This is a genomic window from Winogradskyella poriferorum (assembly GCF_036553625.1).
GTDB lineage: Bacteria > Bacteroidota > Bacteroidia > Flavobacteriales > Flavobacteriaceae > Winogradskyella > Winogradskyella poriferorum.
The window spans coordinates 80,453-103,367 of record NZ_JAZHOU010000006.1; the positions used below are offsets into that span (position 1 = coordinate 80,453).

Annotated in this window: 22 protein-coding genes; 10 read left to right on the forward strand and 12 right to left on the reverse strand. The window is 33.5% G+C overall.

Features of this window, described 5'->3' with window-relative positions:
* The first annotated feature begins 187 nt into the window (after positions 1 to 187).
* Positions 188 to 1,540, forward strand: a complete 1,353-nt coding sequence (locus V1468_RS14290; protein ID WP_331810903.1) for a UDP-N-acetylmuramate--L-alanine ligase — start codon at positions 188 to 190, stop codon at positions 1,538 to 1,540.
* A 91-nt stretch (positions 1,541 to 1,631) separates the two neighbouring features.
* Here the strand turns inward: V1468_RS14290 and V1468_RS14295 are convergent, their stop codons facing one another.
* From V1468_RS14295 to V1468_RS14320, 6 genes are all read right to left on the reverse strand, one after another.
* A complete protein-coding gene (locus V1468_RS14295) occupies positions 1,632 to 2,543 on the reverse strand; it encodes a mechanosensitive ion channel family protein (RefSeq protein WP_331810904.1) in 912 nt (303 codons plus the stop codon).
* A gap of 209 nt (positions 2,544 to 2,752) precedes the next feature.
* Positions 2,753 to 3,370 carry a hypothetical protein gene (locus V1468_RS14300; protein WP_331810905.1) on the reverse strand — a complete coding sequence of 206 codons (618 nt, stop codon included), beginning with the start codon at positions 3,368 to 3,370 and terminating at the stop codon, positions 2,753 to 2,755.
* An 84-nt stretch (positions 3,371 to 3,454) separates the two neighbouring features.
* A complete protein-coding gene (locus tag V1468_RS14305; protein ID WP_331810906.1) occupies positions 3,455 to 4,237 on the reverse strand; it encodes a hypothetical protein in 783 nt (260 codons plus the stop codon).
* Positions 4,238 to 4,388: 151 nt separating this feature from the next.
* Entirely contained in the window at positions 4,389 to 5,495 is a 1,107-nt protein-coding gene (locus V1468_RS14310) for a hypothetical protein (protein ID WP_331810907.1), read from the reverse strand.
* 125 nt (positions 5,496 to 5,620) lie between these two features.
* On the reverse strand, positions 5,621 to 5,944 hold the full coding sequence (locus V1468_RS14315) for a hypothetical protein (RefSeq protein WP_331810908.1): 324 nt from the start codon (positions 5,942 to 5,944) through the stop codon (positions 5,621 to 5,623).
* A 44-nt stretch (positions 5,945 to 5,988) separates the two neighbouring features.
* Complete coding sequence (locus V1468_RS14320) at positions 5,989 to 7,833, reverse strand: PLP-dependent aminotransferase family protein (RefSeq protein WP_331810909.1); 1,845 nt, start codon at positions 7,831 to 7,833, stop codon at positions 5,989 to 5,991.
* Between the two features lie 180 nt (positions 7,834 to 8,013).
* Between V1468_RS14320 and V1468_RS14325 the strand changes: the two genes are divergently transcribed.
* A complete protein-coding gene (locus V1468_RS14325) occupies positions 8,014 to 8,655 on the forward strand; it encodes a hypothetical protein (RefSeq protein ID WP_331810910.1) in 642 nt (213 codons plus the stop codon).
* Position 8,656: 1 nt separating this feature from the next.
* Here V1468_RS14325 and V1468_RS14330 read toward each other — a convergent pair whose 3' ends face one another.
* Together V1468_RS14330 and V1468_RS14335 are read right to left on the reverse strand one after the other, a co-directional pair.
* A complete protein-coding gene (locus V1468_RS14330; protein ID WP_331810911.1) occupies positions 8,657 to 9,247 on the reverse strand; it encodes an FMN-binding negative transcriptional regulator in 591 nt (196 codons plus the stop codon).
* 81 nt (positions 9,248 to 9,328) lie between these two features.
* Entirely contained in the window at positions 9,329 to 9,772 is a 444-nt protein-coding gene (locus V1468_RS14335; protein WP_331810912.1) for a DUF1569 domain-containing protein, read from the reverse strand.
* 61 nt (positions 9,773 to 9,833) lie between these two features.
* Between V1468_RS14335 and radC the strand changes: the two genes are divergently transcribed.
* Genes radC through V1468_RS14355 form a run of 4 tightly spaced genes read left to right on the forward strand, consistent with a single transcriptional unit; the run spans position 9,834 to position 13,342 of the window.
* Positions 9,834 to 10,532: a RadC family protein gene (gene radC / locus V1468_RS14340; RefSeq protein ID WP_331810913.1), complete on the forward strand. Its 699-nt coding sequence runs from the start codon at positions 9,834 to 9,836 to the stop codon at positions 10,530 to 10,532.
* A gap of 42 nt (positions 10,533 to 10,574) precedes the next feature.
* Positions 10,575 to 11,876: a polysaccharide deacetylase family protein gene (locus tag V1468_RS14345; RefSeq protein ID WP_331810914.1), complete on the forward strand. Its 1,302-nt coding sequence runs from the start codon at positions 10,575 to 10,577 to the stop codon at positions 11,874 to 11,876.
* Entirely contained in the window at positions 11,866 to 12,552 is a 687-nt protein-coding gene (locus V1468_RS14350) for a YjjG family noncanonical pyrimidine nucleotidase (protein ID WP_331810915.1), read from the forward strand. Before V1468_RS14345 ends, V1468_RS14350 begins: the two co-directional genes overlap by 11 nt.
* A 13-nt stretch (positions 12,553 to 12,565) precedes the next feature.
* Positions 12,566 to 13,342 (forward strand): hypothetical protein, encoded by a 777-nt coding sequence (locus V1468_RS14355; protein ID WP_331810916.1) that lies wholly within the window; start codon positions 12,566 to 12,568, stop codon positions 13,340 to 13,342.
* 48 nt (positions 13,343 to 13,390) lie between these two features.
* Here V1468_RS14355 and V1468_RS14360 read toward each other — a convergent pair whose 3' ends face one another.
* Entirely contained in the window at positions 13,391 to 14,668 is a 1,278-nt protein-coding gene (locus V1468_RS14360) for a replication-associated recombination protein A (protein WP_331810917.1), read from the reverse strand.
* 104 nt (positions 14,669 to 14,772) lie between these two features.
* Between V1468_RS14360 and V1468_RS14365 the strand changes: the two genes are divergently transcribed.
* Entirely contained in the window at positions 14,773 to 15,513 is a 741-nt protein-coding gene (locus tag V1468_RS14365) for a rhomboid family intramembrane serine protease (RefSeq protein WP_331810992.1), read from the forward strand.
* A gap of 42 nt (positions 15,514 to 15,555) precedes the next feature.
* On the opposite strand, the gene rlmB is transcribed toward V1468_RS14365, so the two are convergent.
* The 3 genes from rlmB to V1468_RS14380 form a co-directional block, all read right to left on the reverse strand.
* Positions 15,556 to 16,293, reverse strand: coding sequence for a 23S rRNA (guanosine(2251)-2'-O)-methyltransferase RlmB (rlmB, locus tag V1468_RS14370; RefSeq protein ID WP_331810918.1), 738 nt, complete (start codon positions 16,291 to 16,293; stop codon positions 15,556 to 15,558).
* A gap of 61 nt (positions 16,294 to 16,354) precedes the next feature.
* Positions 16,355 to 17,986 (reverse strand): aryl-sulfate sulfotransferase, encoded by a 1,632-nt coding sequence (locus V1468_RS14375; RefSeq protein WP_331810919.1) that lies wholly within the window; start codon positions 17,984 to 17,986, stop codon positions 16,355 to 16,357.
* A 48-nt stretch (positions 17,987 to 18,034) separates the two neighbouring features.
* Positions 18,035 to 19,621 carry a POTRA domain-containing protein gene (locus V1468_RS14380; protein WP_331810920.1) on the reverse strand — a complete coding sequence of 529 codons (1,587 nt, stop codon included), beginning with the start codon at positions 19,619 to 19,621 and terminating at the stop codon, positions 18,035 to 18,037.
* A gap of 278 nt (positions 19,622 to 19,899) precedes the next feature.
* Here V1468_RS14380 and rpsL point away from each other — a divergent pair, with 278 nt between their 5' ends.
* Genes rpsL through fusA form a run of 3 tightly spaced genes read left to right on the forward strand, consistent with a single transcriptional unit; the run spans position 19,900 to position 22,910 of the window.
* Entirely contained in the window at positions 19,900 to 20,274 is a 375-nt protein-coding gene (gene rpsL / locus V1468_RS14385; RefSeq protein WP_008269190.1) for a 30S ribosomal protein S12, read from the forward strand.
* Positions 20,275 to 20,298: 24 nt separating this feature from the next.
* Positions 20,299 to 20,775: a 30S ribosomal protein S7 gene (rpsG, locus tag V1468_RS14390; RefSeq protein WP_278006370.1), complete on the forward strand. Its 477-nt coding sequence runs from the start codon at positions 20,299 to 20,301 to the stop codon at positions 20,773 to 20,775.
* Between the two features lie 5 nt (positions 20,776 to 20,780).
* The gene (gene fusA / locus V1468_RS14395; RefSeq protein ID WP_331810921.1) at positions 20,781 to 22,910 is read left to right on the forward strand and encodes an elongation factor G; all 2,130 of its coding nucleotides are present in this window, start codon (positions 20,781 to 20,783) and stop codon (positions 22,908 to 22,910) included.
* The last annotated feature ends 5 nt before the right edge of the window (positions 22,911 to 22,915 follow it).

Consider the following 22,915-nt stretch of genomic DNA (forward strand, 5'->3'; position numbering starts at 1 on the left):
GTTCGAGTGATTTGTGAAGTATGAACAAATCGTATCGAGAACTCAATCATAGAATTACCTACATGAATAGTTTACGTTAGCTCCGTTTTTAAGGTTAAAGTTTAGACTTTTGAGGAAAATAGTGTACTCTTAGTTTTTTCTCATCTCTCATCTCTAATATCTCTTTTCTATAATTTATATTTGTTGTATGAACGTACATTTTATAGCTATAGGTGGTGCCGCAATGCATAATTTAGCGTTAGCACTGCACAATAAAGGATACAATATTACAGGAAGTGACGATACTATTTTTGACCCATCAAAATCGCGATTAGAAGCTAAAGGCTTGTTGCCTGAAACTTTTGGTTGGTTTCCAGAAAAAATCACAACTGATTTAGATGCAGTGGTATTGGGTATGCATGCTAAAGCCGATAACCCTGAGTTATTGAAAGCCCAAGAATTAGGTCTTAAAATCTATAGCTATCCAGAGTTTTTGTACGAGCAATCTAAAAACAAAACCAGAGTAGTTATTGGTGGTAGCCACGGCAAAACGACGATTACTTCAATGATTTTGCACGTTATGCATTACCACGACAGAGATGTGGATTATATGGTTGGTGCGCAACTCGAAGGTTTTGATGTGATGGTAAAACTTACCGAAGACAATGATTTTATTGTTTTAGAAGGCGATGAGTACTTGAGCTCGCCAATAGATAGACGACCAAAATTTCACTTGTACAAACCTAATATTGCGTTGTTGAGTGGTATCGCTTGGGACCATATCAATGTGTTTCCTACATACGAGAATTATGTGGAACAGTTTAAAATCTTTGTAGATTCTATTGTTTTAGGTGGAAGTATTAATTACAACGAAGAAGATGAAGATTTAAAGCAAGTGGTTGAAGCTTCAGAAAACCAAATACGTAAAATTCCATATCACACACCAGAATATACGGTTGAAGATGGAGAAACTTTATTAGAAACACCAGAAGGTCCAATGCCAATTGAAATTTTTGGTGCTCATAATTTAAATAACCTTGCAGGTGCAAAATGGATTTGCCAACATATGGGAATTGATGAAGATGATTTCTACGAAGCTATTTCTACTTTCAAAGGAGCGAGCAAACGCTTAGAGAAAATTGCAGAAACTTCAAAAAGTGTGGCCTACAAGGATTTTGCACATTCGCCAAGTAAGGTAGAAGCTACTACCAAAGCAGTTAAGGCTCAATATAGTGATAGAACCTTGGTGGCTTGTTTAGAGTTGCATACCTACAGTAGCCTGAATGCTGAATTCTTAAAAGAATACAAAGGCGCTTTAGATGCTGCTGATGTGGCAGTTGTTTTTTATTCGCCTCATGCTGTAGAAATTAAAAAATTAGAAGAAGTAACGCACGAGCAAATAGCTAATGCCTTTGAGCGCGATGATTTAATTATTTATACCAATCCAGAAGAATTTAAAGCCTTTTTATTCTCTCAGAATTTTGATAACAAATCCTTATTGTTGATGAGCTCTGGAAATTATGGAGGTTTGGATTTTGATGAGGTGACAAAACTGTTTTGATGATTTTGTCATCCTGAACTTGTTTCAGGATCTTATTTATAGTTTTCCATGTTTGTAGATTCCAAATTAAGTGCGGAATGACAAAAGATTTTCAAGATTCTGTTGTCTTATCTTCTTTAATATTTACTGTTGGGATATTTACAATTTCAAATGTAGCAGATGCCAAAGTCACTTTACCATTAGTTTGCTCAATACGTTTGCCAATTTCTTCGTTTAGCAAATGTTTGGTGTACCTTCTTTTCTTGTAATCTACAATGTACCTAAGGTTAAATTGTACCCAATTGTCTGTCATTGTAATGGCAAGTGAAGGGTTAACCTGTGCATCTTCGATATAGTACTTATCTACAACATCTTTCCATTTTGAGATGGATTCTGTTACATAGTCGGAGAGCTTTTCCTGAGCTACAGAAATTACAATTTCTTTCGCCAATTCTATATCAGAACCATATCTAATAGGCAAATTAAATTCGTCCCAAACAAAAGGGAAATCCTGTGAGTAATTATAAACAGGACCTTTAAACACAAAGGCATTACTGAGCTTTACAATTCTGCCACTATAATTATCGCTGCTTACCCATTGGCCAATTTCCATCATTGTGGTATAAATGCTATCAATATCTATAACATCGCCTTTTATTCCGTTTATTTCAATACGGTCGCCAGGTTTGTAAACACGCACAAGAAAAATATAGAACGAACCTGCAATGCTCAGTATTAATTCTTGAAGTGTTATGGTAATACCAGCTGTTAATAAACCAATGGCAAGACCAAAATCTTTAATGTTACCTGTAAAATAGGTTATGGTAATAAGTACAACCAAGAAGTAACCAATAATCTCAATGCCTTTTTGAGATTTGTAGCGTAAAGCATTGTCTGGAAGTCGTTTTTTTAGCAGTCGTCTTACCCAAGCTATAATAAGGAAGATAAGTATAATCCAAACCAAATATTTGGTAATACTCACAATAACAGGATATGCCTCTAACCAATGCTTTATGTCTTCCACAGTACTCTAAATTAAGAGTTTATATTACCTTATAATGACGTTGAAACTATCAACTAAGTCAAATATAAATGAAAGTTGGCTCGATGATAATGATTTTAATCAGTTGAAGATTGAAATTAAGAGTTTAGGTAACTCCTATGTTTATGGTTTGATATAGAAAAGTAAGTCGTTATGTTTTCGTTCTAAAATACTAGAGTAAGTAATTGTAGTTATTTATTATTCCCAAATATAGTTGTCGACATATCATGATTAATTGACGAATCGGTTATTCTTAAATAACAGTACTCTTTCATTTTGTAAGCCATTATTTTTCTGTTTTTTTCAATCCAATAATGTGTAAATGGTCCATTTTCTTTTGTTTTTGAAAGAACTGAGTAAAGTTTTAAGTGTTCATTACCATATTTTTTTCTTAAAAACTCAATTAATTTTTCAAATCCGAGTTCAATATTTTTTTCATCTGTGATAAAGACTAATTCCAATTCATGTAGTTTGTCTTTGTGATGATTAACTCTTATTAAAGTTGGAACCTCAAAGTCGGTGAATTTCCAATTTATACCATAATTCTCAAACTCATGTGTGCTCGTGTTTATGGATTCAAAATCAGACTTTTGTTTTAGAATCGAATCAACCGTCTTACTAGATTGGCCAAATTCTAAATCTAAAATATTTAAATCTAAAATTGAGCCTTTAGATTTTTCTTCTTCCGTTATTCTATTTAATTCTCTTTGGTCACGTTCAATTAGTTGTGCCAAATCAGGTTCAGGGTTTGATTGACCTTTGCAGTTAATTGAAGTCAAAATTATTAATGATAGCAGTAGTTTTTTCATTGGATTGAAAAATTAGTGGCATGTTTTTAATACATATAAGTAGTTAGCTAGATTCACCCAAAACTTTAGCTAATTAAGCATGTGTCACCCAATCTTAGATTTAATTAAAAACAACAAAATCAAAATGTTGAGAGGTAATAACCACCAAACCCATTTGGTGTTGTTGTTTCCAAATATGGTGTTAGAGATAAAGCCATCCATTTTGTTGTAAAGTTTCGAGCTGGCTTCCATTTTATTACCACTTGTAATTTCTTCTTTTAAGTCTATGAGCATACCAGCAAAAGGAATTTTACTTAGAATTAAGATGATACCTTTTCGCAAAAACTTTGGTGTTTTTTTGTATCTGGAATTTACCATTTTACCAAAGTCTAAGGTTTTCTGTAGCTGATTGTCCGACACTTTGCCTTTACCTTTAAATACGTGCTCGGTTTTATCAATAATGAGTTCGCTTATTTTGTGAAAAAGCGATGATAGATTTTCATAAATAACTCTCATGGTGTCAATAATAACGTACTGATACGCTCTGTAAGAGGCATAAATAGTTACGGCAAGACCAAGTATAAAAACCAGAATAACGAACATAAGTTTGCTGAACTCAAAATCCGTAGAGAAAAGCCGCTTTATAGCATAAAAAAACAAAATGGTATTAGATATGGCAAAAAGAAATAATACAGTAAAAAAGCGTTTTACACCATTTACACCAAGTTTTCCTCCCTCTTTTATCAATCGCCAAGGGTGATTGAGTAGTTGCAGAAGTCTGTTGTTGTTTTCTTCGTTTTCAGGAAGGTTGTTGTATTCTATTTCAAACTCTTTTTCTTCACCGCCATTTACTTGATAGCTACCATGAATTGAAAATTTCTTTTTCATCTGTATCGATTAATCAATTTTTTGTAAAAGGTCGTTTAAATTTTTGAAAAAGACAAAATCTTGTTGAAAGTTGGTTTGGTGGTTTAGATTTTAGTGGATTTTCAGAAGTAGTAGAGAACAAGCAATTACTTATAGCTTTTGTTGGGCGTAGTTATTTTTGAATATTTATGTTATTGTCAATATAATTTTCAAAACTATCTTTTATAAAAACAGTATTCTTATTAAGGCTTTTATAATTACTTTCAATATTATTATTTAAAAAAGGGTCAACTACTTCAATTATAGTGTCTTTGTTTAAATTTTTTTTGAATAATGCTTTAATATGAACATCTGCTTCTGGAAATGAATATCCAACAAAAACTATTTTTTGGGCTTTTCTTATTTCTATAGAAGCTTCGTCAAATAACTTTGATATTGCGTTATGATTCAAATCTTTTATATGAGAAGGTGGTACGATAAAAGTATCAAATGGATTATCATCTATTGGGCATTTGAGGTCAAATATTATTTCCTCTGGGTTTTCACAATTTGCTCGAATTCGCCCTTTGAACCCTTGAGCATCAACATCAATTTTAGTGTCCCATGGCGTCAATAGCACTTGACTACAACAATTACAATATTTCCAATTTAAAGAACCATGTATTTTGATAATCTTTATAGGGAAAGGAATTTCTTCATTCCAAATTGGTACAGGTTCGCGAGGATTTATCCACCAATTATAAGGGTCTATTTGGTCATAATCATCATAATTCATGAAATTTATGCAATAATCTATCAGTGCTTTACTTGGGTAAAGAAAATCAAATGACTCATCTAATAGAGTATCATAATTCATTGTAATGATTGAAATGTTTTTATCACTTTTATCTACAGCTTCCCAAAAATTACGATATACTCCTTTACTTTTATTTGATTCACTTATTGAGTGATGAATGAGTCTAATCAAAGCTTCTTTTAGAGATAATAATTTGGCGGTTGTAAATTCTCCACCTAAACTCTCTTTTTGCGAAATAAAGTAATCTAAATACCCAAAAACAGATTCTAAAGAAGGGCAATTTCCATCTTCAATATCAAAGTTATTTGAAATGAAATCTTTAACAAGAGTAGCTAATTCTGAATTATCGTATTTTTCACTCAAAATATCTGGAAGTAAATCCCTTTGTAATGGTCCTCCGTCGGCTATAGACGCACCAGCTCCAAATACATAAAGTGTTTTTCTTTTATCCTTATATGATATGTAAGCTGTAGGTTGATCCATCTTTGCTCTTAATTACGCCAAACTTTAATGATATGAGTCCATATAAATGACTTATATCAGACGATAGCGAAGTTCGGCTAAATTTCTGATAAAGTCAAAGTCTTGTTCAAAGTTAGCTAGGAACCTTACCTTCTATAAGATCCAAACTTAACTAAACTCCAAAAAATAAAGAGTCCTATTAGTCCAATTCTGGCATAACCATAAAAAACTGCCACTAAAAGCAGTAAGCTAATTATGAGAACAGCTGTTTTAAAAATGCGGTTAGACTTTGTTTTGAGTTTAGATGGTGGTTTGTTGTTTAATAGTTGATTTATGTAGATTTCATCAGATTTTTTTAAGTAAAACTCTATGTCAGTTTCATCAAAGCCATTAGCTTTCATTTCTTGGATTATTTCGTTTTTAGATAACCCTTTTTCTCTTAATGAAACACTATAGTTTAGTTTATTCAATTTTACTTAATCTGTGATGTTACATGCCTAATTCTGCATTAAATCTACAAACTTTCAACAAAATCTAAAAACACAGCCTTATGCTTTTCTAAATCTAAGTCTGGTGAAACCGCAACTCTGGCAATATAATCTTTGTCTCCTTCCTTGGTTGTACCTTGTGTTGAGGTCGCAGGAATGGTCCAATAACAACCTTTTAATTGGCCATAACTTACACAGTATTTACTTTCGGTAGGAACTTCAGTAATCATCAAATTAATTAATCTGAGATTTAAAGCACGTTTGTAAGTTTCGCGCTCTTCATCTGTATTACCTTTTGTTGGTAAGTCTAACGAAAAAACAGATGGTGTAAAGCCTTCAGCAGCAAGTTCTTCTGAAACAAAGTTAATTTTAGCATCTGGTAATACCTCGTGAATATAATTAACAAAAGCTCTTGTGTTTTTATAAGCGTCTGCAATACGCGTTAACATCGATGGCATTTGGGTAGCCAAAATTTGATATTGCAAAGCAGTAGCTTCGTTATCGCAAAGTTCTAAATGCCTAGCTATCGGTTGAATTAAATATTCAGCTTTTGCATTGGCTACAGCGTAACCAGCAGTACATTTTCCACCACTAGGAAACTTGGAGCCACTAACGTAAGCAATGGTTTTTATGTTAGAAAGGATACCGTCATCACCTAAAAACTGTACGTTAGGACAAAATGTTTGGTCTAAAATAAACACAGGTGCAATGGCAGTTGTACCATTTGGAGTTTGGCGCACTTTGCTTAATGCTGCATTAAGTTGCTCTAAATCCGGAACTTCTACACGTGGATTTGTTGGTATTTCTGCAATGATGTATGGTATAGCATCTTCTTTAGCAAGCTGTGTCAATACTTTTTCTACACTGTTTACCATATCGTTGTCACCATCAACTGGTAAATCAACAATTTCCACATTATCTAGACAAGCAGCAACACGTCTGGCTTGGTCGTTGGTGCCTCCATAACAGTTAGGTGGTACTACAAATTTTATGGCTTTGCCAGTATGTTCTTTTTGAGCGTTGTCTATCAATCCCATCATAATGGCATACTGGATAGACAATCCGCTAGAAGCCACTAAAGCTTCACCAGAAGTCGCGTTAATTTCATTAATGATAGATTTTACTTTGGCTTTGTGAGTAGCTGTATTTAACTGCTGTGGTGAAAAAGTAGTTTCATTAGTATATGCTTTTAAAGCCACCAAGCAATTTGATGGTGTCATGGCAATAGTCTCGCGACGTCTTACATGTTGAATATCTGAAATAAAACTTGTTTTTGCCTTATCTGAAATTAATAATACACTACCTAAATCTTCAAAAAGATTAACATAAAAATCAATAGCATCATTTTGAAGGTTGGCAGTAACCGTTTGATGTTTAGAAATTAGTATCGTTGAACCATCAAAAGCTTCAATATTTTTAATATCCTCAACCTGCAGAATTTCAAAATTGTAATTGTAAACAGATTTTAAAAGTTCAACATTTAGCCTTTTTGGTAAATTGTTAGTATATACAATCCGTGTGGCTCTTTGCTCTAAAAGATTGGTGCGTAATACGGCTAAAACCGGAATGCTTTCTGAAGAAAAACTAATCACATTTTCTGCGTTTAAACCATTTAGTTTGGCAATGGTCCATTCTAAAACCGAGGATAAAGGATGTCCAAGTCTTATGTAATCATAAGCCGTTGGTAACTGGTTTAAGGATTCGGTACTAGAATCTTCAGACTTGTAAAGGTTTTCAAATTGCGCTATAAATTGAGTTTTTGCTAATTTTTCGTTGTAAATGTCTAAACGATGTGTGGTTAAATTCAACCAATCGCTAGGCATATTTTCTATAGTATTTTTTATGTAATTCAGCATTTGAAAATCTTTCATTTATTCCTTTTTCTTTTGGCTTGCAAAGATACATTAGTTGAGCGTTCTCTAAAGCGTTATAGGTGTTTTGTTTGTCCTTGCAATAAATAAAAACATCTTTCGTTCTTAGTTAAAACCAACTAAACAAATTTACCCATAAAGTAAAATTACGTTTCAATTTATTAATCAATCTTATCAATTATGAAACGTATTATCTATGCTTGTCTTATTGTTGCTTTATTTTCTTCTTGTACATCTGACGATGATGGCGACTCACAAAACGACAATTCTAATTTTTATGCCCTTACTGTAGGCAATCAATGGGTTTATAAAAATTATAGGTTTAAGTTTAGTACTCAGGAATATGTTGATACAGGTATAGTGGACTCTGTAAGTATTATTGGTATAGAAAATATTAATTCTAAAGAATATTATAAATTCAGAATTTTTACTTCTGGAAATGATGACGGTATTCCCTTATATAATCTAAACGGAGAGCGCTTCGAATTGTTAAGAGACTCTTTGGGTTATTTAGTATATGATGACGGTACAATAAAATATACTAATAGTGATTTTTCATCAAGGCTACTTTTTTCGACAGAATGGGGAAGTGTTTATGAACGGCTTATTTCTTTAGGTCATGAGATTACTGTGGAAGCAGGTACTTTTAATAGTAGTTATACACAACGCTTCGTTATTTTAGAAAATGGGGAACAAGCCGTAGGAATGGACCATATTTATTATGCAGATGGTTATGGATTAATATACGATACAGTTTCTTTTGTTTCTCAGGAAAATCCACAAGTGATAAGGCGTTTAGATTCTTATTCTATTGAGAATTAGATTAAAATATGTTATCTAAAAACTCACGAATATTTTCTTGATTGGCTCTAATCAATTCTTCTCGAGCTGCTAGCATATCACTCTTTTTTTTGTCTTGTGAGAGTTTAAATTTTCCTTCCCAATGCGTAATGTCTATTTCAAACATTTTGATGTAACTGAGATTAGCATCTAGGCGAGGATTATCTGGTTCTAACGTGTATTTTGGGTTAGGATTTTCTAAAAACTCAGTCATTGTAATTAGTGACTGTTTTAAGGCGTTTTTGTCTTCAATCTCAGTTACTTTTCCTTTGAGGTGTACTCTAATGTAATTGTAGGTAGGCAATTGTGTGGTGGAATATATACTTGGTGAAATGTAGCATTGCGGTCCATAAAAGAGCACTGTGATATCGTTGTTATTTTTTAACAATTCGGTTTGCGGATTGTAAATATCAATATGCCCAATTAGTTTTCCGTTTTCATAAATTAAAGGAAGATGGGTTACTAAAGGTGTATTATCTACAACCGACATGATGGTTGCCAAAGGGTAAGCTTTAATCACTTCGATAATATGATTTCTATCTGAGTCTTGGTGGTGCTTTGGAGGGTATTTCATGTTTTGTCATGCTGAACTTGTTTCAGCATCTCATTTTTGATTTTTATTAGATCCTGAAACGAGTTCAGGATGGCAGCGTCATTATACACCAAACTGCTTTAAATGATGATCTAAATGTTTGTACTGCATTTGTCCCCATTGTTGTGCTGTAAAATAGCCAAATGCAGGATGAGGATTCCACTCTGACTTATCTTTATGAGAGTAGGTTTCGTCTAATAAAGCTTCGAGTTTTGCTTTTTCTGTATTAAAGTCTTTAGTGTCTTTGGTTTTTAGAAATTTAGCTGTTGGTAATCCCTTTTTCCAAGGTTTATCATTGTACAATGATTTTTTGAAAAACACCTTGGCAATCCAACTCGGTTTCATGCCATAATCCTCTTTTTCTAAAATAATATTAAGAGGACCTTGACAATGCCATGCCATTTGCCCAACATTCATTTTTCCCCAATTCGCTTTAGCATTTTCATTTAGGTTTTTAAGTCGATCTTTAATTTCGTTATAAGCGCTTTCTTCAAATATAGATTTCATTTTGATTGATTTTAATTGAAAAATTTAGACGCTTCAAGTTACAATTTTTTATCTTTAGAGCATGTCGGAAAATTCAAGTTCATTCTCCATAAAAAACTGGTCTCAAGACGATCAGCCCAGAGAAAAATTAAGAGACAAAGGTAAGTCTGTGCTTTCTGATGCAGAGTTAGTTGCCATTCTCATCGGTTCTGGAAGCAGAGAAGAAAGTGCAGTTGATTTGTGTAAGCGCATATTAGCCAGCGTAGATAATAATCTAAATGCTTTAGGGAAATTATCGATTAAACAATTGATGGAATTTAAAGGTATAGGTGAAGCTAAAGCCATAACCATTGCTGCGGCTATGGAGTTGGGTAGAAGAAGACGATTAGAAGATGCAGTGCAGTTAGATAAAATAACATCGAGCCGTTCTGTTTTTGATTTGATGCAACCTATAATTGGCGAATTGCCTCATGAAGAATTTTGGATTCTTTATTTAAATAATTCTAACAAAGTTATTCAGAAAAATCAGTTGAGTAAAGGTGGTATTACAGGAACCTTGGTAGATGTACGTTTGGTGCTAAAGTCTGCACTAGAGGTTGGCGCAACAGCTTTAATACTTTGTCATAACCATCCATCGGGTACTTTAAAGCCAAGCCAAGCTGATAAGGATGTTACATATAAATTAAAAACAGCAGCCCAGAGTTTAGATATAAAAGTTTTAGATCATTTAATTATAACAGAGAATACCTATTTTAGTTTTGCAGATGAAGCAATGCTTTGAATTATTTAAAATAAACTCAATAAAATACTGCAAAGAGTAAATATGCTATTAGTTTACACACATAAAATTACTCCACGTCTTACGTATACCTTTAAGCATATTTGTAAGCGTATTTTAGGTTTAGATATAAAGTTTACCTCTAAGGTAGAGGATTTTATAGCGCACGATAGCCTTAAGATGTCTTACACTAAGCAGCCATTGAGTAATGAGTTGTTTGTTCGTAGTCATTATTTATTATTTGAAAGTGGTATTTCAGATTTAGATATAAGTGTACAGCAATGGGAAAATACCAAAGGCTTCTTTCCTACAGGAGAACGTAGCGATTTAGCTTTCGACATTTTTGCAGCTTCATTTTATTTATTAAGTCGATACGAAGAGTATTTACCTCATGTAAAGGATGATTTTGGAAGATTTACTGCAAAAGAAAGTCTGGCATACAAACATCGGTTTTTAAGCCAGCCAGTTATAGATATTTGGGCATATAAGCTAAAGGACGTACTGCAAGAGCGTTTCCCAGAATTTGTTTTTCCTAATCGCAACTATAAAGTGCAGCCAGTTATAGATGTACCTATGACGTATTATTTTCGAAAAAAAGGGTTGTTGCGTACTATTGGTGGTACTTTAGCAGATATTGGTAGATTTAGGTTTAAGCAATTGTATCAGCGTTATTCTGTGCTTATGGGTTTTAAACGTGACCCTTACGATACATTCAAGTGGATTATTACCAAACAAAAACAATGCGATTTTAAGTTCATGGTTTTGTTTTTAATAGGAGATTATTCTACCTACGATAAAAACATCAGTATTAATAAAAAGGAATTTGTGTCCCTCATAAAGTCGGTTGCGGATTATTGTAATGTAGGTTTAAAAGCCTCTTATTTTGCTTTAGAAGATATTTCGATTTTAAAGAAAGAAAAGCTAAAAATGGAAGCTGTAATCAATAGAGATTTGCAAGCGGTTAGGCATTCCTTTTCAAAACTAAATCTTCCACAGTCTTATAGAAATTTAGTTGAATTAGAGATTCATCAAGATTATACAATGGGTTACATAGATACGCTTGGTTTTAGGGCAGGTACATGTACGCCATTTCAGTTTTATGATCTCGATTTTGAGGTGCAAACTCCATTGCAAATCAATCCGTATCATTGTTTAGATTTTGCCTTATTAAAGTATCAATCAGAGTTAGATAAAAAAGAACATTTACAAAAGCTAATCAAAGAAATTAAAGAAGTTAATGGTACATTTACACCAGTGTTTCATAACTATACATTTAGTAATCTAGAACGTTGGGAAGGTTTTAGGTCGCTTTTTACATTAATATTAGAATCTGTAGATGAAGGATAAAATAAAGCATGTTTTTTTTGATTTAGATCATACGCTTTGGGATTTTGATAAGAACTCTGGATTAACATTCGAGAAGATTTTTAAAATTAATAATCTAGATGTAGAACTTTCAACATTTCTTAAGGTTTATGAACCTATAAATTTAGATTATTGGAAACTCTACAGAGAAGAAAAAGTGACTAAAGAAGCTTTGCGGTATGGTAGATTGAAAGATGCGTTTAATGCTATAAATATTAACGTAGAAGATGATATGATAAATCATTTGTCGGTTGCGTATATAGATCACCTTACTACTTTTAACCATTTGTTTGACGGAACACTAGATATCTTAAATTATTTGAGAGATAAATATGAACTGCACATTATAACTAATGGTTTTGAAGAGGCCCAAGAACGCAAAATGGATAATGCTAACATAAAAAGTTATTTTAAGACCATAACCAACTCTGAAATGGTTGGTGTAAAAAAGCCTAACCCTAAAATTTTTAATTTTGCATTAGATAGCGCTAAAGCTAGTCCAACCGAAAGTGTAATGATTGGTGATAGTCTTGAAGCTGATATCGAAGGAGCCCACAGTATTGGAATGGAAACCATTTATTTTGATTACAGAAATTTAAATAACTCTAATGGATATAATAGAGTAACGACCTTAAAATCTATAGAAACTTACCTTTAAAAAAGAGAATATTATGAATAAGAGATTAACAGTATTAATGTTTTTTATGTGTATAGGATTTACAGCCATAGCACAGAAGAATATCAATAATTATAAATATGTCATTATACCTTTAAAGTATGAATTTTTAGATGAAAATAATCAGTATAGACTTAATACATTAACCAGATATTTATTTAAACAAAGAGGATTTGAAGCTCTTTTTGATGAAGAAGAATTCCCTGAGGAATTAAATAAGGATAGATGTAAAGCACTATTCGCAAATGTAGAAAAAGCTAAAGGAGGACTTTTTACGACTAAAGTTGAAATAACACTTAAAGATTGTTTTGGTAAAGAATTGTTTAGAACAGAAACTGGTTCTAGCCGAGAAAAAGATTTTCAAAAAGCATACACGGAAGCCATAAAAAAAGCCTTTTCTTCCTTAGATCTTATTGATTATGAGTATCAACCATTAGAAGAAAAGGTAGAAAAAGAAGAGTCTGTTATTGAGAGTGCGGTAGATATTAATGAAGTAGAAACTAAAACGGAAGAGGTAGAGGCATCAACAGAAGTGGTTGAGGTAAAAGCGCAAACTACTAATACAACTCTTTATGCTCAAGAAAAATCTTATGGTTATCAAGTTGTAGATGCAACACCAAAAGTAGTTATGCAGCTATTTAAAACGTCGGCAGTAGATGTTTTTATTGTAAAAGATAGAAATGCGATTGTATATAAAGAAGATGGCTTTTGGTATTACTCCGAAAATGACGGAGAACTAAAAGAACCAAAAACTTTAGATATTAAGTTTTAGTTAGTGTTTAGTAAATGCAGTAAAGTAAATTGTATTTATCTAACAAATCTAATACCCATATTTTTCTTTCCAACGCGCTTTTAAAAATTGGCGTTGTGCATTTTCGCGAGTATTATTTCCTGGATTGTAGAGTTGGATGTTCTTAATTTCATCAGGTAAAAACTCATGCTCAGCAAAGTTGTTTTCGTAATTGTGAGCGTACTTGTATTCATCGCCATAACCGAGTTCTTTCATCAGTTTTGTTGGAGCATTTCTAATAGATAAAGGAACTGATAAATCACCTGTTTCTTTGACTAGTTGTTGTGCTTTATTAATAGCCTCATATGCAGCATTGCTTTTAGGAGAGCTTGCTAAATAAGTAGCGCATTGACTCAGAATAATTCGAGATTCTGGATTACCAATTACAGAAACAGCCTGAAAAGTATTGTTAGCAATAACCAAAGCTGTTGGGTTGGCATTACCAATATCTTCACTTGCTAAAATTAACAAGCGCCTGGCAATAAACTTTACATCTTCGCCACCTTCAATCATTCGCGCTAAATAATAAACAGCAGCATTTGGATCGCTACCTCTAATAGATTTTATAAATGCTGAAATAATATCGTAATGTTGTTCTCCGGTTTTGTCGTAACGAGCTGCTTTGCTTTGCACTTGTTTGGTAACAAGCTCGTTGGTGATTACAACCGGTTCCTTTTCAAAAGAGGTAACTAATAATTCAAAAATATTAAGCAGTTTTCTGGCATCTCCACCAGAAAATCTCAGTAGTGCTTCTGTTTCTTTTAATTCTATCTTTAATTTAGATAAAACGTCATCTTCAGACATGGCACGTTTTAGTAAAGCTTCTAAATCGTCTTTGCTAAAAGCTTTTAAAGTATAAACCTGACAACGTGAAAGTAATGCAGAAATAACTTCAAAACTTGGATTTTCTGTAGTGGCACCAATTAAGGTTACCCAACCTTTTTCTACAGCTTCTAATAATGAATCTTGCTGCGATTTACTAAATCTGTGAATCTCATCAATAAATAAAATAGGATTTTTAGCCGTGAATAGTCCTCCACTTTTTTTAGCTCGGTCAATAACATCTCTAATGTCCTTAACACCAGAATTTATGGCGCTCAGTTTAAAAAAAGGTCGCTCAGATTCATTAGCAATAATGTTAGCTAGAGTAGTTTTTCCAATTCCTGGTGGTCCCCAAAGTATCAGTGAAGGTATAACACCACTCTTTATTTGGTTGTAGAGCATACCGTTTTTACCTACCAAATGTTGTTGGCTTAGGTAGTCGTTTAGGGTCTTTGGTCTTAAGCGTTCTGCTAATGGAATATTCATAAATCAAAATTACAAAATGAGAACTTAACGATGGTGATTATGACAATATTTCATACAATGCTTTTTTGGTTTTAAATTTGAAGGAGGTATTAGAAAATAGTACAATGTCTAAGCAGCAATTCAAATTTTCAAATGGTGTCATCATATATCCGGTTTTGATGTTACTTGCTGTGTGGTTGGTGTTTTGGTATCAGACAACCGTTGATTATGGTATAAAGTCGTACGGAATAAGACCGCAAAAAACTGAAGGCTTATTAGGTGTTTTTACAAGTCCGTTTTTGCATGGAGATTTAAACCATCTTTATAACAACTCATTTCCGTTATTAATTTTATCGCTCGCTTTGTTTTATTTCTACAACAAAATAGCGTGGAAGGTTTTAGGTTTTGGAGTTTTGCTTTCAGGATTTTTAACTTGGCTTATTGGGAGTTCAGGAAATCATATAGGAGCAAGTGGACTTATCTATGTGCTGTTTAGTTTCATCTTTTTTAAAGGCATTTTTGCTAAACACTACAGGCTGATTGCTTTATCTTTAGTTGTGATTTTTATGTATGGTAGTATGATATGGTACGTATTTCCTATAAAACAAGGCATGTCTTGGGAAGGACATTTAGGAGGTCTAATTACAGGTTTGTTGTTTGCGTTAGTGTTTAAAAACAATGTCGCAAAACCAGAACGCTATGTTTGGCAGCAACCAGATTATAACGAAGAAGAAGATCCCTTTATGAAGCATTTTGATGAAAATGGAAACTTTATAGAATCCTTACCAGAAGAAGCTATTGATCAAGAGATAGAAACTGAACAGTCGACTCAGATTAATTATGTTTTTAAGGAGAAAGAAGATTAGTTTTTTTAGTAAAAAAAAATAAATTTCACTAACTACTAACTACTAACTACGTTGCCTTACAGCTTCATACAAAAATGCACCACAAGCTACAGAAACATTAAGTGATTCAATCTCACCTAAAATTGGAAGTTTAGCTTGTTTGTCTACCACTTTTAATACCGAAGGATTAATACCTTTTCCTTCAGATCCCATAATAATAGCGCAAGGTTCTTTAAACGAAACATCGTAAATAAAATCATTGGCTTTTTCGGTTGCAGCAATAACTTTTATTCCAGAAGATTGCATGTGAAAAACCGCATCTTTAATATGGTCTACTTTACAAATCGGAATTTTAAAAATAGCACCTGCACTGGTTTTTATAGTATCTCCATTAATAGGAGCACCACCTTTTTTCTGAATGATAATTCCTGAAACACCTGTACATTCTGCGGTTCTTACTATAGCACCAAAATTTCTAACATCACTAAGTTGGTCTAAAAGCAGAAACAATGGTGTTTTTCCTGATTCTATAACATTTATAACTAAGTCGTCTATATCATGAAACTCGATAGGAGAGATGTTGGCAACAGCTCCTTGGTGATTACCTCCTTTGCTAAGTCGGTTTAATTTTTCAACAGGTACGTAAGATGAGTTAATTCCTTCAGAGCGAAGCAAAGCTTCAAATTCCTGAAAGAGTTCTCCTTTTAAACCTTTTTGAACAAATACTTTGTCTATAGTTTCGTTAGACTTTATAGCTTCAATAATAGCTCTAATGCCGAATATGGTTGTTTCGTTTTTCATTGGTGTAAAGGTATAAAAAAACCATCCTAACTTAGGATGGTTGTGTATATTTTAAAGCAACTTAGTTTTTGACAACTTTTTTGGTTAAGGTCTTTTCATCAGAATGTATTTTTAATACATAAACACCATTTGGTTGTTGAGATAAATCCACTTTAGGTCCTGCAGTTACGGAAATTCGTTTTCCTAAAATATTGAAAACTTCAATTTTGTCAATTATATTTTTCGATTCAATTTGAACAAAATCTGCTGTAGGATTTGGATAGATATTAACTGATGTAATTTCAAATTCAGAGGTACTTAGATTGTTACATATTGTTAAATTTGGGTTTAATTCTATTGGATTACCTGGTGTTAAGTCTCTGCTAGTGAAAGCAGAATACGTTACTGGGTATTTCTCAGCTCTGAAAGTTAAGTTTGCATTAGGTGGAGGATTTCCTTGGGTAGAAATAACACCAGTATTACTATTAACAGGATTAATATATTCCCATACCTTTTCTTCGTTACTGTTTATCTCAAAAAAGTGACCTTGGTTACCTTCGCAAATTAAGATGTTACCATTAGGTAATTGTTGAGCACTGCTTACAATAGGGCTATAAAAATCTGATCCTCCTGTAGTGTGCTCATCGTAGGTGTAGTCTGAACTAACAGGAAGGTAGGAGGTGTTTGGTGTATAATCGTATACTCCAAGACTTGATTCAGGTGGTGAAATTATATCTATTTGTGAATATGATGGAGTTCTGGTAATCCCATTATTAAAAAGTAATATTTTTCCAGCATTTGGGAGACCAGATGGTATAAAGTAAGGTGTATGCTGTCCAAATAAAGTGCGATTACCAGAATTACCTTGTCTATATGCTTCAGGATTTCCCCAGCGATATAATAAATCGCCACCTTTACCATAAGTTCCGCCAGTATCTGATGCGGCTTCTATAGTTGTAGTTGAGTGGTCTATTATCCATATTTCACTAAGATTTCTAACACTAAGTACAATTTGATCTCTTTCAATATTGTACTGAATTGAATTGATGTGTAGCCAGTTAGATGCGCCTGAGCCTCCGTTTAAGAAATTTACATCGAGTTTGTTGGGATTCAATCCAACATCACCAAAATTATCTTTAGTGGCATCAAAGTCTTGTATAAGATGATCTTTTATGTTCCATTCCCAAACAATATTGCCACCATTAAAGTCTACAGGAGTAACTTCTGTAAGTTGCTCATTATATAATTCCGATTCGGTGAGTAATACTGGGTTTCTTCCTGCTTGTATAGCTTCATTATTACTCATTACTGTAGCAGCCAAAATAAGAACATTTCCATTAGGCATTGGATATATATCATGATGTTGTCGCATTGTAGGAGTATCATAAAAATATTGCCAAATTAAATTTCCTTCCCAGCTGTAAATCTCTACAACACCACCTTGTCCGCCAAAAGTAATATCTGTACTACTGGTTCTACCTGCTCTGAGTAGATTTCCATTGGGTAGTAAATAAACGGAATTACCAGGAGGAAAAGAGCTAGTCCATTGGTTTATTACCTCTCCGCAATTGTTAATTAAGTAAGTCTCATTGTACACAGTAAATAATGTATAACCATCATATACGTCTTCAGTAATAAGGGTTGTTCCGATGGTATTTTGTGCAATAACAAAATTTGAGACAGTAAAAAGTATAAGAAGTAATTTTTTAATCATAGTTTTCTTTTTCTAACGATTTCAAAAGTACCGGTTTATTTCAAGTAATCAAAAAGTGGCTGTTAAACTCACATGAACTTTAGAGTCCGATAATCTAAATTGTCTGTTTTCAGATTTTCCGCTAGAATAGTTTAACCTAAACAGTCCTGCATTGGTAAGAAGTCCTAAACCAAAGCCAAATCCAAACAATTTTTCCTTTGTGTCTGTAATTTGATTTTCAAAATAAGCAGCATCTAAAACAGAATGTACATATATACTATTACTTAGTCTGTATCTATATTCCGTATTTACTACTCCATAAAGGTTTGCTACAAGACTATTTTCTTCAAATCCTCTGATAGAGTTGATACCTCCAAATCTAAAAAGTTCATTGTCGAGATAATCATCTGAAGTTAAGATTACACCATTAAGTCTTGTGTAAATACTGTTTTTAGAGTTTAGGTTGAATATTTTATACGTGTCTATATCAAAGACAGTTTGATTTTGAATTCCTAAATTATTTTCTCTGTCTCCGAATCCGGCAGAAAAATTCAACCAAAAGTTTATTGGAAACAAAGGGTCTTGGAATTGAGGCTTTGTAAAAATGTAGCCTAGTGTGTAATAATTTGTGGTGAAATCGTTTAAAACAGAGGTGTCATTATCGAGAAGGTTAGTAGAGTTGGTTGACGATATACCGGCTGCAATACGATGCTGAGAATTAATTTGATAATTAATTTTTAAATACTGCTTGGCATTAGAAAAAGTTGTGTCTTTTCTAAAAAGATTTAAGCCTGCTTGTATACCTATGGGTGTGCCAAATATATATGGCAGATCGGTATCAATTCTAAATGTTTGTTGGTCTATCTCGTCACTTTTGTAAAAAAGATTTATTGCTTCACCGTAATTAAGGTTGTTGACTAATCGTAAATCTAAGTAACCATCAAACTCAATTTTGTTGGTGTTTTCATTCGTGCCAAAACCCAGAAATCCATCAAAGTTATTGGTGCGCGCCTTTTCAATATATAAATATAAAGATGTAGAATCTTGGGTGAATAAAACCTCAGGTTCTCTTATTGTTTTTGCAAAACGTAAATCTTCAAGTAGCTCAACTTTTTCTTTTATTTCATTTAGATTAAAGGTTTTGCCTTTTTTGAGTTTTAAAAATCTCTTTATGTAGGATTTAGGAAACTTCTCATACCCTTTAACTATAATCTTATCTATTTGTCTTTTTTGATTCGTCACAATTCTCAGTTCGGCAGAAATTAAGTCTGAATGCTCTTTTGAGATATTAATAAGCTGTAGGGTAGAAAAAGGGTCTCCTTGCTCAGCGATTTTAGAATTAAGGGTATGTAAGGAGTTTTCTAATTCTATAATTTCAATTTCAAAGGAGTTTTCTGTTAGCTTATGGTCAATGAAATTTAGAAGATTTTCATTAAATTCTTTATCATATTTTATTCGTATTCGCTCAATTCTTTCACCTAAAAAGAAATATGCATTAAATAACGTATCTTTTTCTCTTATGATGTTATCAATAGTAGCATCAATGTATCCTAATCTGGTAAGTTTGTTCTTTAGTCTATTTAGTTCATTTTCTACACCATTATAATTGTCAAAGGCCTTAACATACTTAATAGAGTCTATGATTTTCGTTTTCATCTCATTTTCACCTTTAATATTTAAACTTAACGATTGACTAAAAACCTGATGAGAGAAAGTCAATAGAAGAAGTAAAAGATAATGTTGAATGTTCGTCATTAAATTAAAGGTGCAATAACTAAAAAGGTAACGTAAAAATAGACCATTATATATATGTATAAAATGAATTTTAATAATTCTTTGAAAAATAAATTCTCAACTATTTGAATTATAAATATATATTTCTACCTTTGCAGCCCTCAAAAGTGAGGGTTAAACAAATATTTATATAGTAATATATGCCAACAATTTCACAATTAGTACGAAAAGGAAGAGCCAAAATAACTAAGAAGAGTAAATCGGCTGCTTTAGATTCGTGTCCTCAAAGACGTGGTGTATGTACTCGTGTTTATACAACGACACCTAAAAAACCTAACTCAGCAATGCGTAAGGTAGCAAGGGTTCGTTTAACAAACGGAAACGAGGTTAACGCATACATCGGTGGTGAAGGTCACAACTTACAAGAGCACTCGATAGTATTAGTTAGAGGTGGAAGGGTAAAAGATTTACCAGGTGTTAGATATCACATCGTTCGTGGTGCATTAGATACAGCAGGTGTTGCTGGTCGTACCCAACGTAGATCTAAGTATGGTGCAAAACGCCCTAAAAAGTAATTTAAAAAACTTTAAGAAGAAGACATGAGAAAAAGAGCAGCAAAAAAGAGACCGCTTTTACCAGACCCAAGGTTTAACGATCAGTTGGTAACACGTTTTGTTAACAACATGATGTGGGATGGTAAGAAGTCTGTGGCTTTTAAAGTATTCTACGATGCAATTGATATTGTTGAGGAGAAAAAGAATGACGAAGAAAAAACAGCTTTAGAATTATGGAAAGATGCTTTATCAAATGTGATGCCTCACGTAGAAGTACGTAGTCGTCGTGTTGGTGGTGCTACATTCCAGATTCCAATGCAAATTCGTCCAGATCGTAAAGTTTCTACAGCGATGAAGTGGTTAATTGGCTACGCGCGTAAAAGAAACGAAAAATCTATGGCACAACGTTTAGCAGCAGAGATTTTAGCTGCAGCTAAAGAAGAAGGTGCAGCCGTTAAGAAAAGAGTTGATACTCATAAGATGGCAGAAGCAAATAAAGCATTCTCACACTTTAGATTTTAATAATAATGGCACAAAGAGATTTAAAATTCACTAGAAATATAGGTATTGCAGCACATATTGATGCTGGAAAAACCACAACAACAGAACGTATCCTTTATTATACAGGTGTTTCTCACAAGATTGGTGAGGTACATGATGGTGCGGCTACAATGGACTGGATGGAACAAGAGCAAGAAAGAGGTATTACAATTACTTCTGCCGCTACTACTTGTACCTGGAACTTTCCATTAGAGAATGGTCAGCCAACTCCAGATACAAAAGGATATCACTTTAATATTATCGATACTCCTGGTCACGTTGACTTTACAGTTGAGGTGAACCGTTCTTTACGTGTATTAGATGGTTTAGTATTCTTATTTAGTGCAGTTGATGGTGTTGAGCCTCAATCTGAGACTAACTGGAGACTTGCAGATAACTATAAAGTACCACGTATTGGTTTCGTTAACAAAATGGACCGTCAAGGATCTAACTTTATGGCAGTATGTCAGCAGGTTAAAGATATGCTTGGTTCTAACGCAGTGCCAATCGTTATGAATATTGGTGACGAAGCAGATTTTAAAGGTATTGTAGATTTAGTTAAGAACCGTGCAATCGTATGGCACGATGAGACTCAAGGATCTACTTTTGATGTTATCGATATTCCTGAAGAATTAAAAGCGGAAGCAGCTGAGTTAAGAGCTCAGTTAATAGAAGAGGTTGCTAGTTACGACGAGAACCTTCTTGAGAAATTCATGGAAGATGAAGATTCTATTACAGAAGAAGAAGTGCACGCTGCATTAAGAGCTGCTGTTATGGATATGTCTATCATTCCAATGATTTGTGGTTCTGCATTCAAAAATAAAGGTGTACAGTTTTTATTAGATGCTGTATGTCGTTATTTACCTTCTCCGGTAGATAAGGATGCAATTGTTGGAACTGATCCAGATACTGATAATGAAATTTCTCGTAAGCCAGATGTAAAAGAGCCTTTCTCTGCATTAGCATTTAAAATTGCAACAGATCCATTCGTTGGTCGCTTAGCATTCTTTAGAGCTTATTCAGGTCGTTTAGACGCAGGTTCTTATGTTTTGAATAACAGATCAGGTAAAAAAGAGCGTATCTCTCGTATCTATCAAATGCACTCTAATAAGCAAAATGCTATTGAGTATATTGAAGCTGGAGATATCGGTGCAGCTGTAGGTTTTAAAGATATTAAAACAGGTGATACACTTTCTGATGAAAAAGCACCAATCGTTTTAGAATCTATGGACTTCCCAGATCCAGTAATTGGTATCGCGGTTGAGCCAAAAACTAAAGCGGACGTTGATAAGTTAGGTATGGCTTTAGCCAAATTAGCTGAAGAGGATCCAACATTTACGGTTAGAACAGACGAAGCTTCAGGTCAGACTATTATTTCTGGTATGGGTGAGCTTCACTTAGATATTATTGTAGACCGTCTTAAGCGTGAGTTTAAGGTAGAGGTTAACCAAGGTCAGCCTCAAGTAGAGTACAAAGAAGCTATTACGCAACGTGCAGAGCACAGAGAAGTTTATAAGAAACAATCTGGTGGACGTGGTAAATTTGCCGATATTGTATTTACAATTGAACCAGCAGAAGAAGGTAAGCAAGGTTTAGAATTCGTTTCAGAAATTAAAGGTGGTAACGTTCCTAAGGAATTTGTTCCTTCAGTTGAGAAAGGATTCAAAATGGCAATGGTTAATGGTCCTTTAGCAGGTTACGAAGTAGATGCAATGAAAGTTACTTTAACTGATGGTTCTTACCATGATGTAGATTCTGATCAGTTATCGTTCGAGTTAGCTGCTAAATTAGGATTTAAGGCTGCTGCAAAGGCTGCAAAGGCTGTAATCATGGAGCCAATCATGAAGTTAGAAGTGTTAACACCAGAAGAAAGTATGGGTGACATTGTTGGAGACTTAAACCGTCGTCGTGGTCAGGTAAATGACATGAGCGATAGAGCAGGTTCTAAAGTTGTTAAAGCAAATGTACCATTATCTGAAATGTTCGGTTATGTAACATCATTGAGAACATTATCTTCAGGTAGAGCAACATCTACAATGGAATTCTCTCACTATGCAGAGACTCCATCAAATATATCAGAAGAAGTAATCAAAGCAGCTAAAGGCGTAGAAGCTTAAAACTA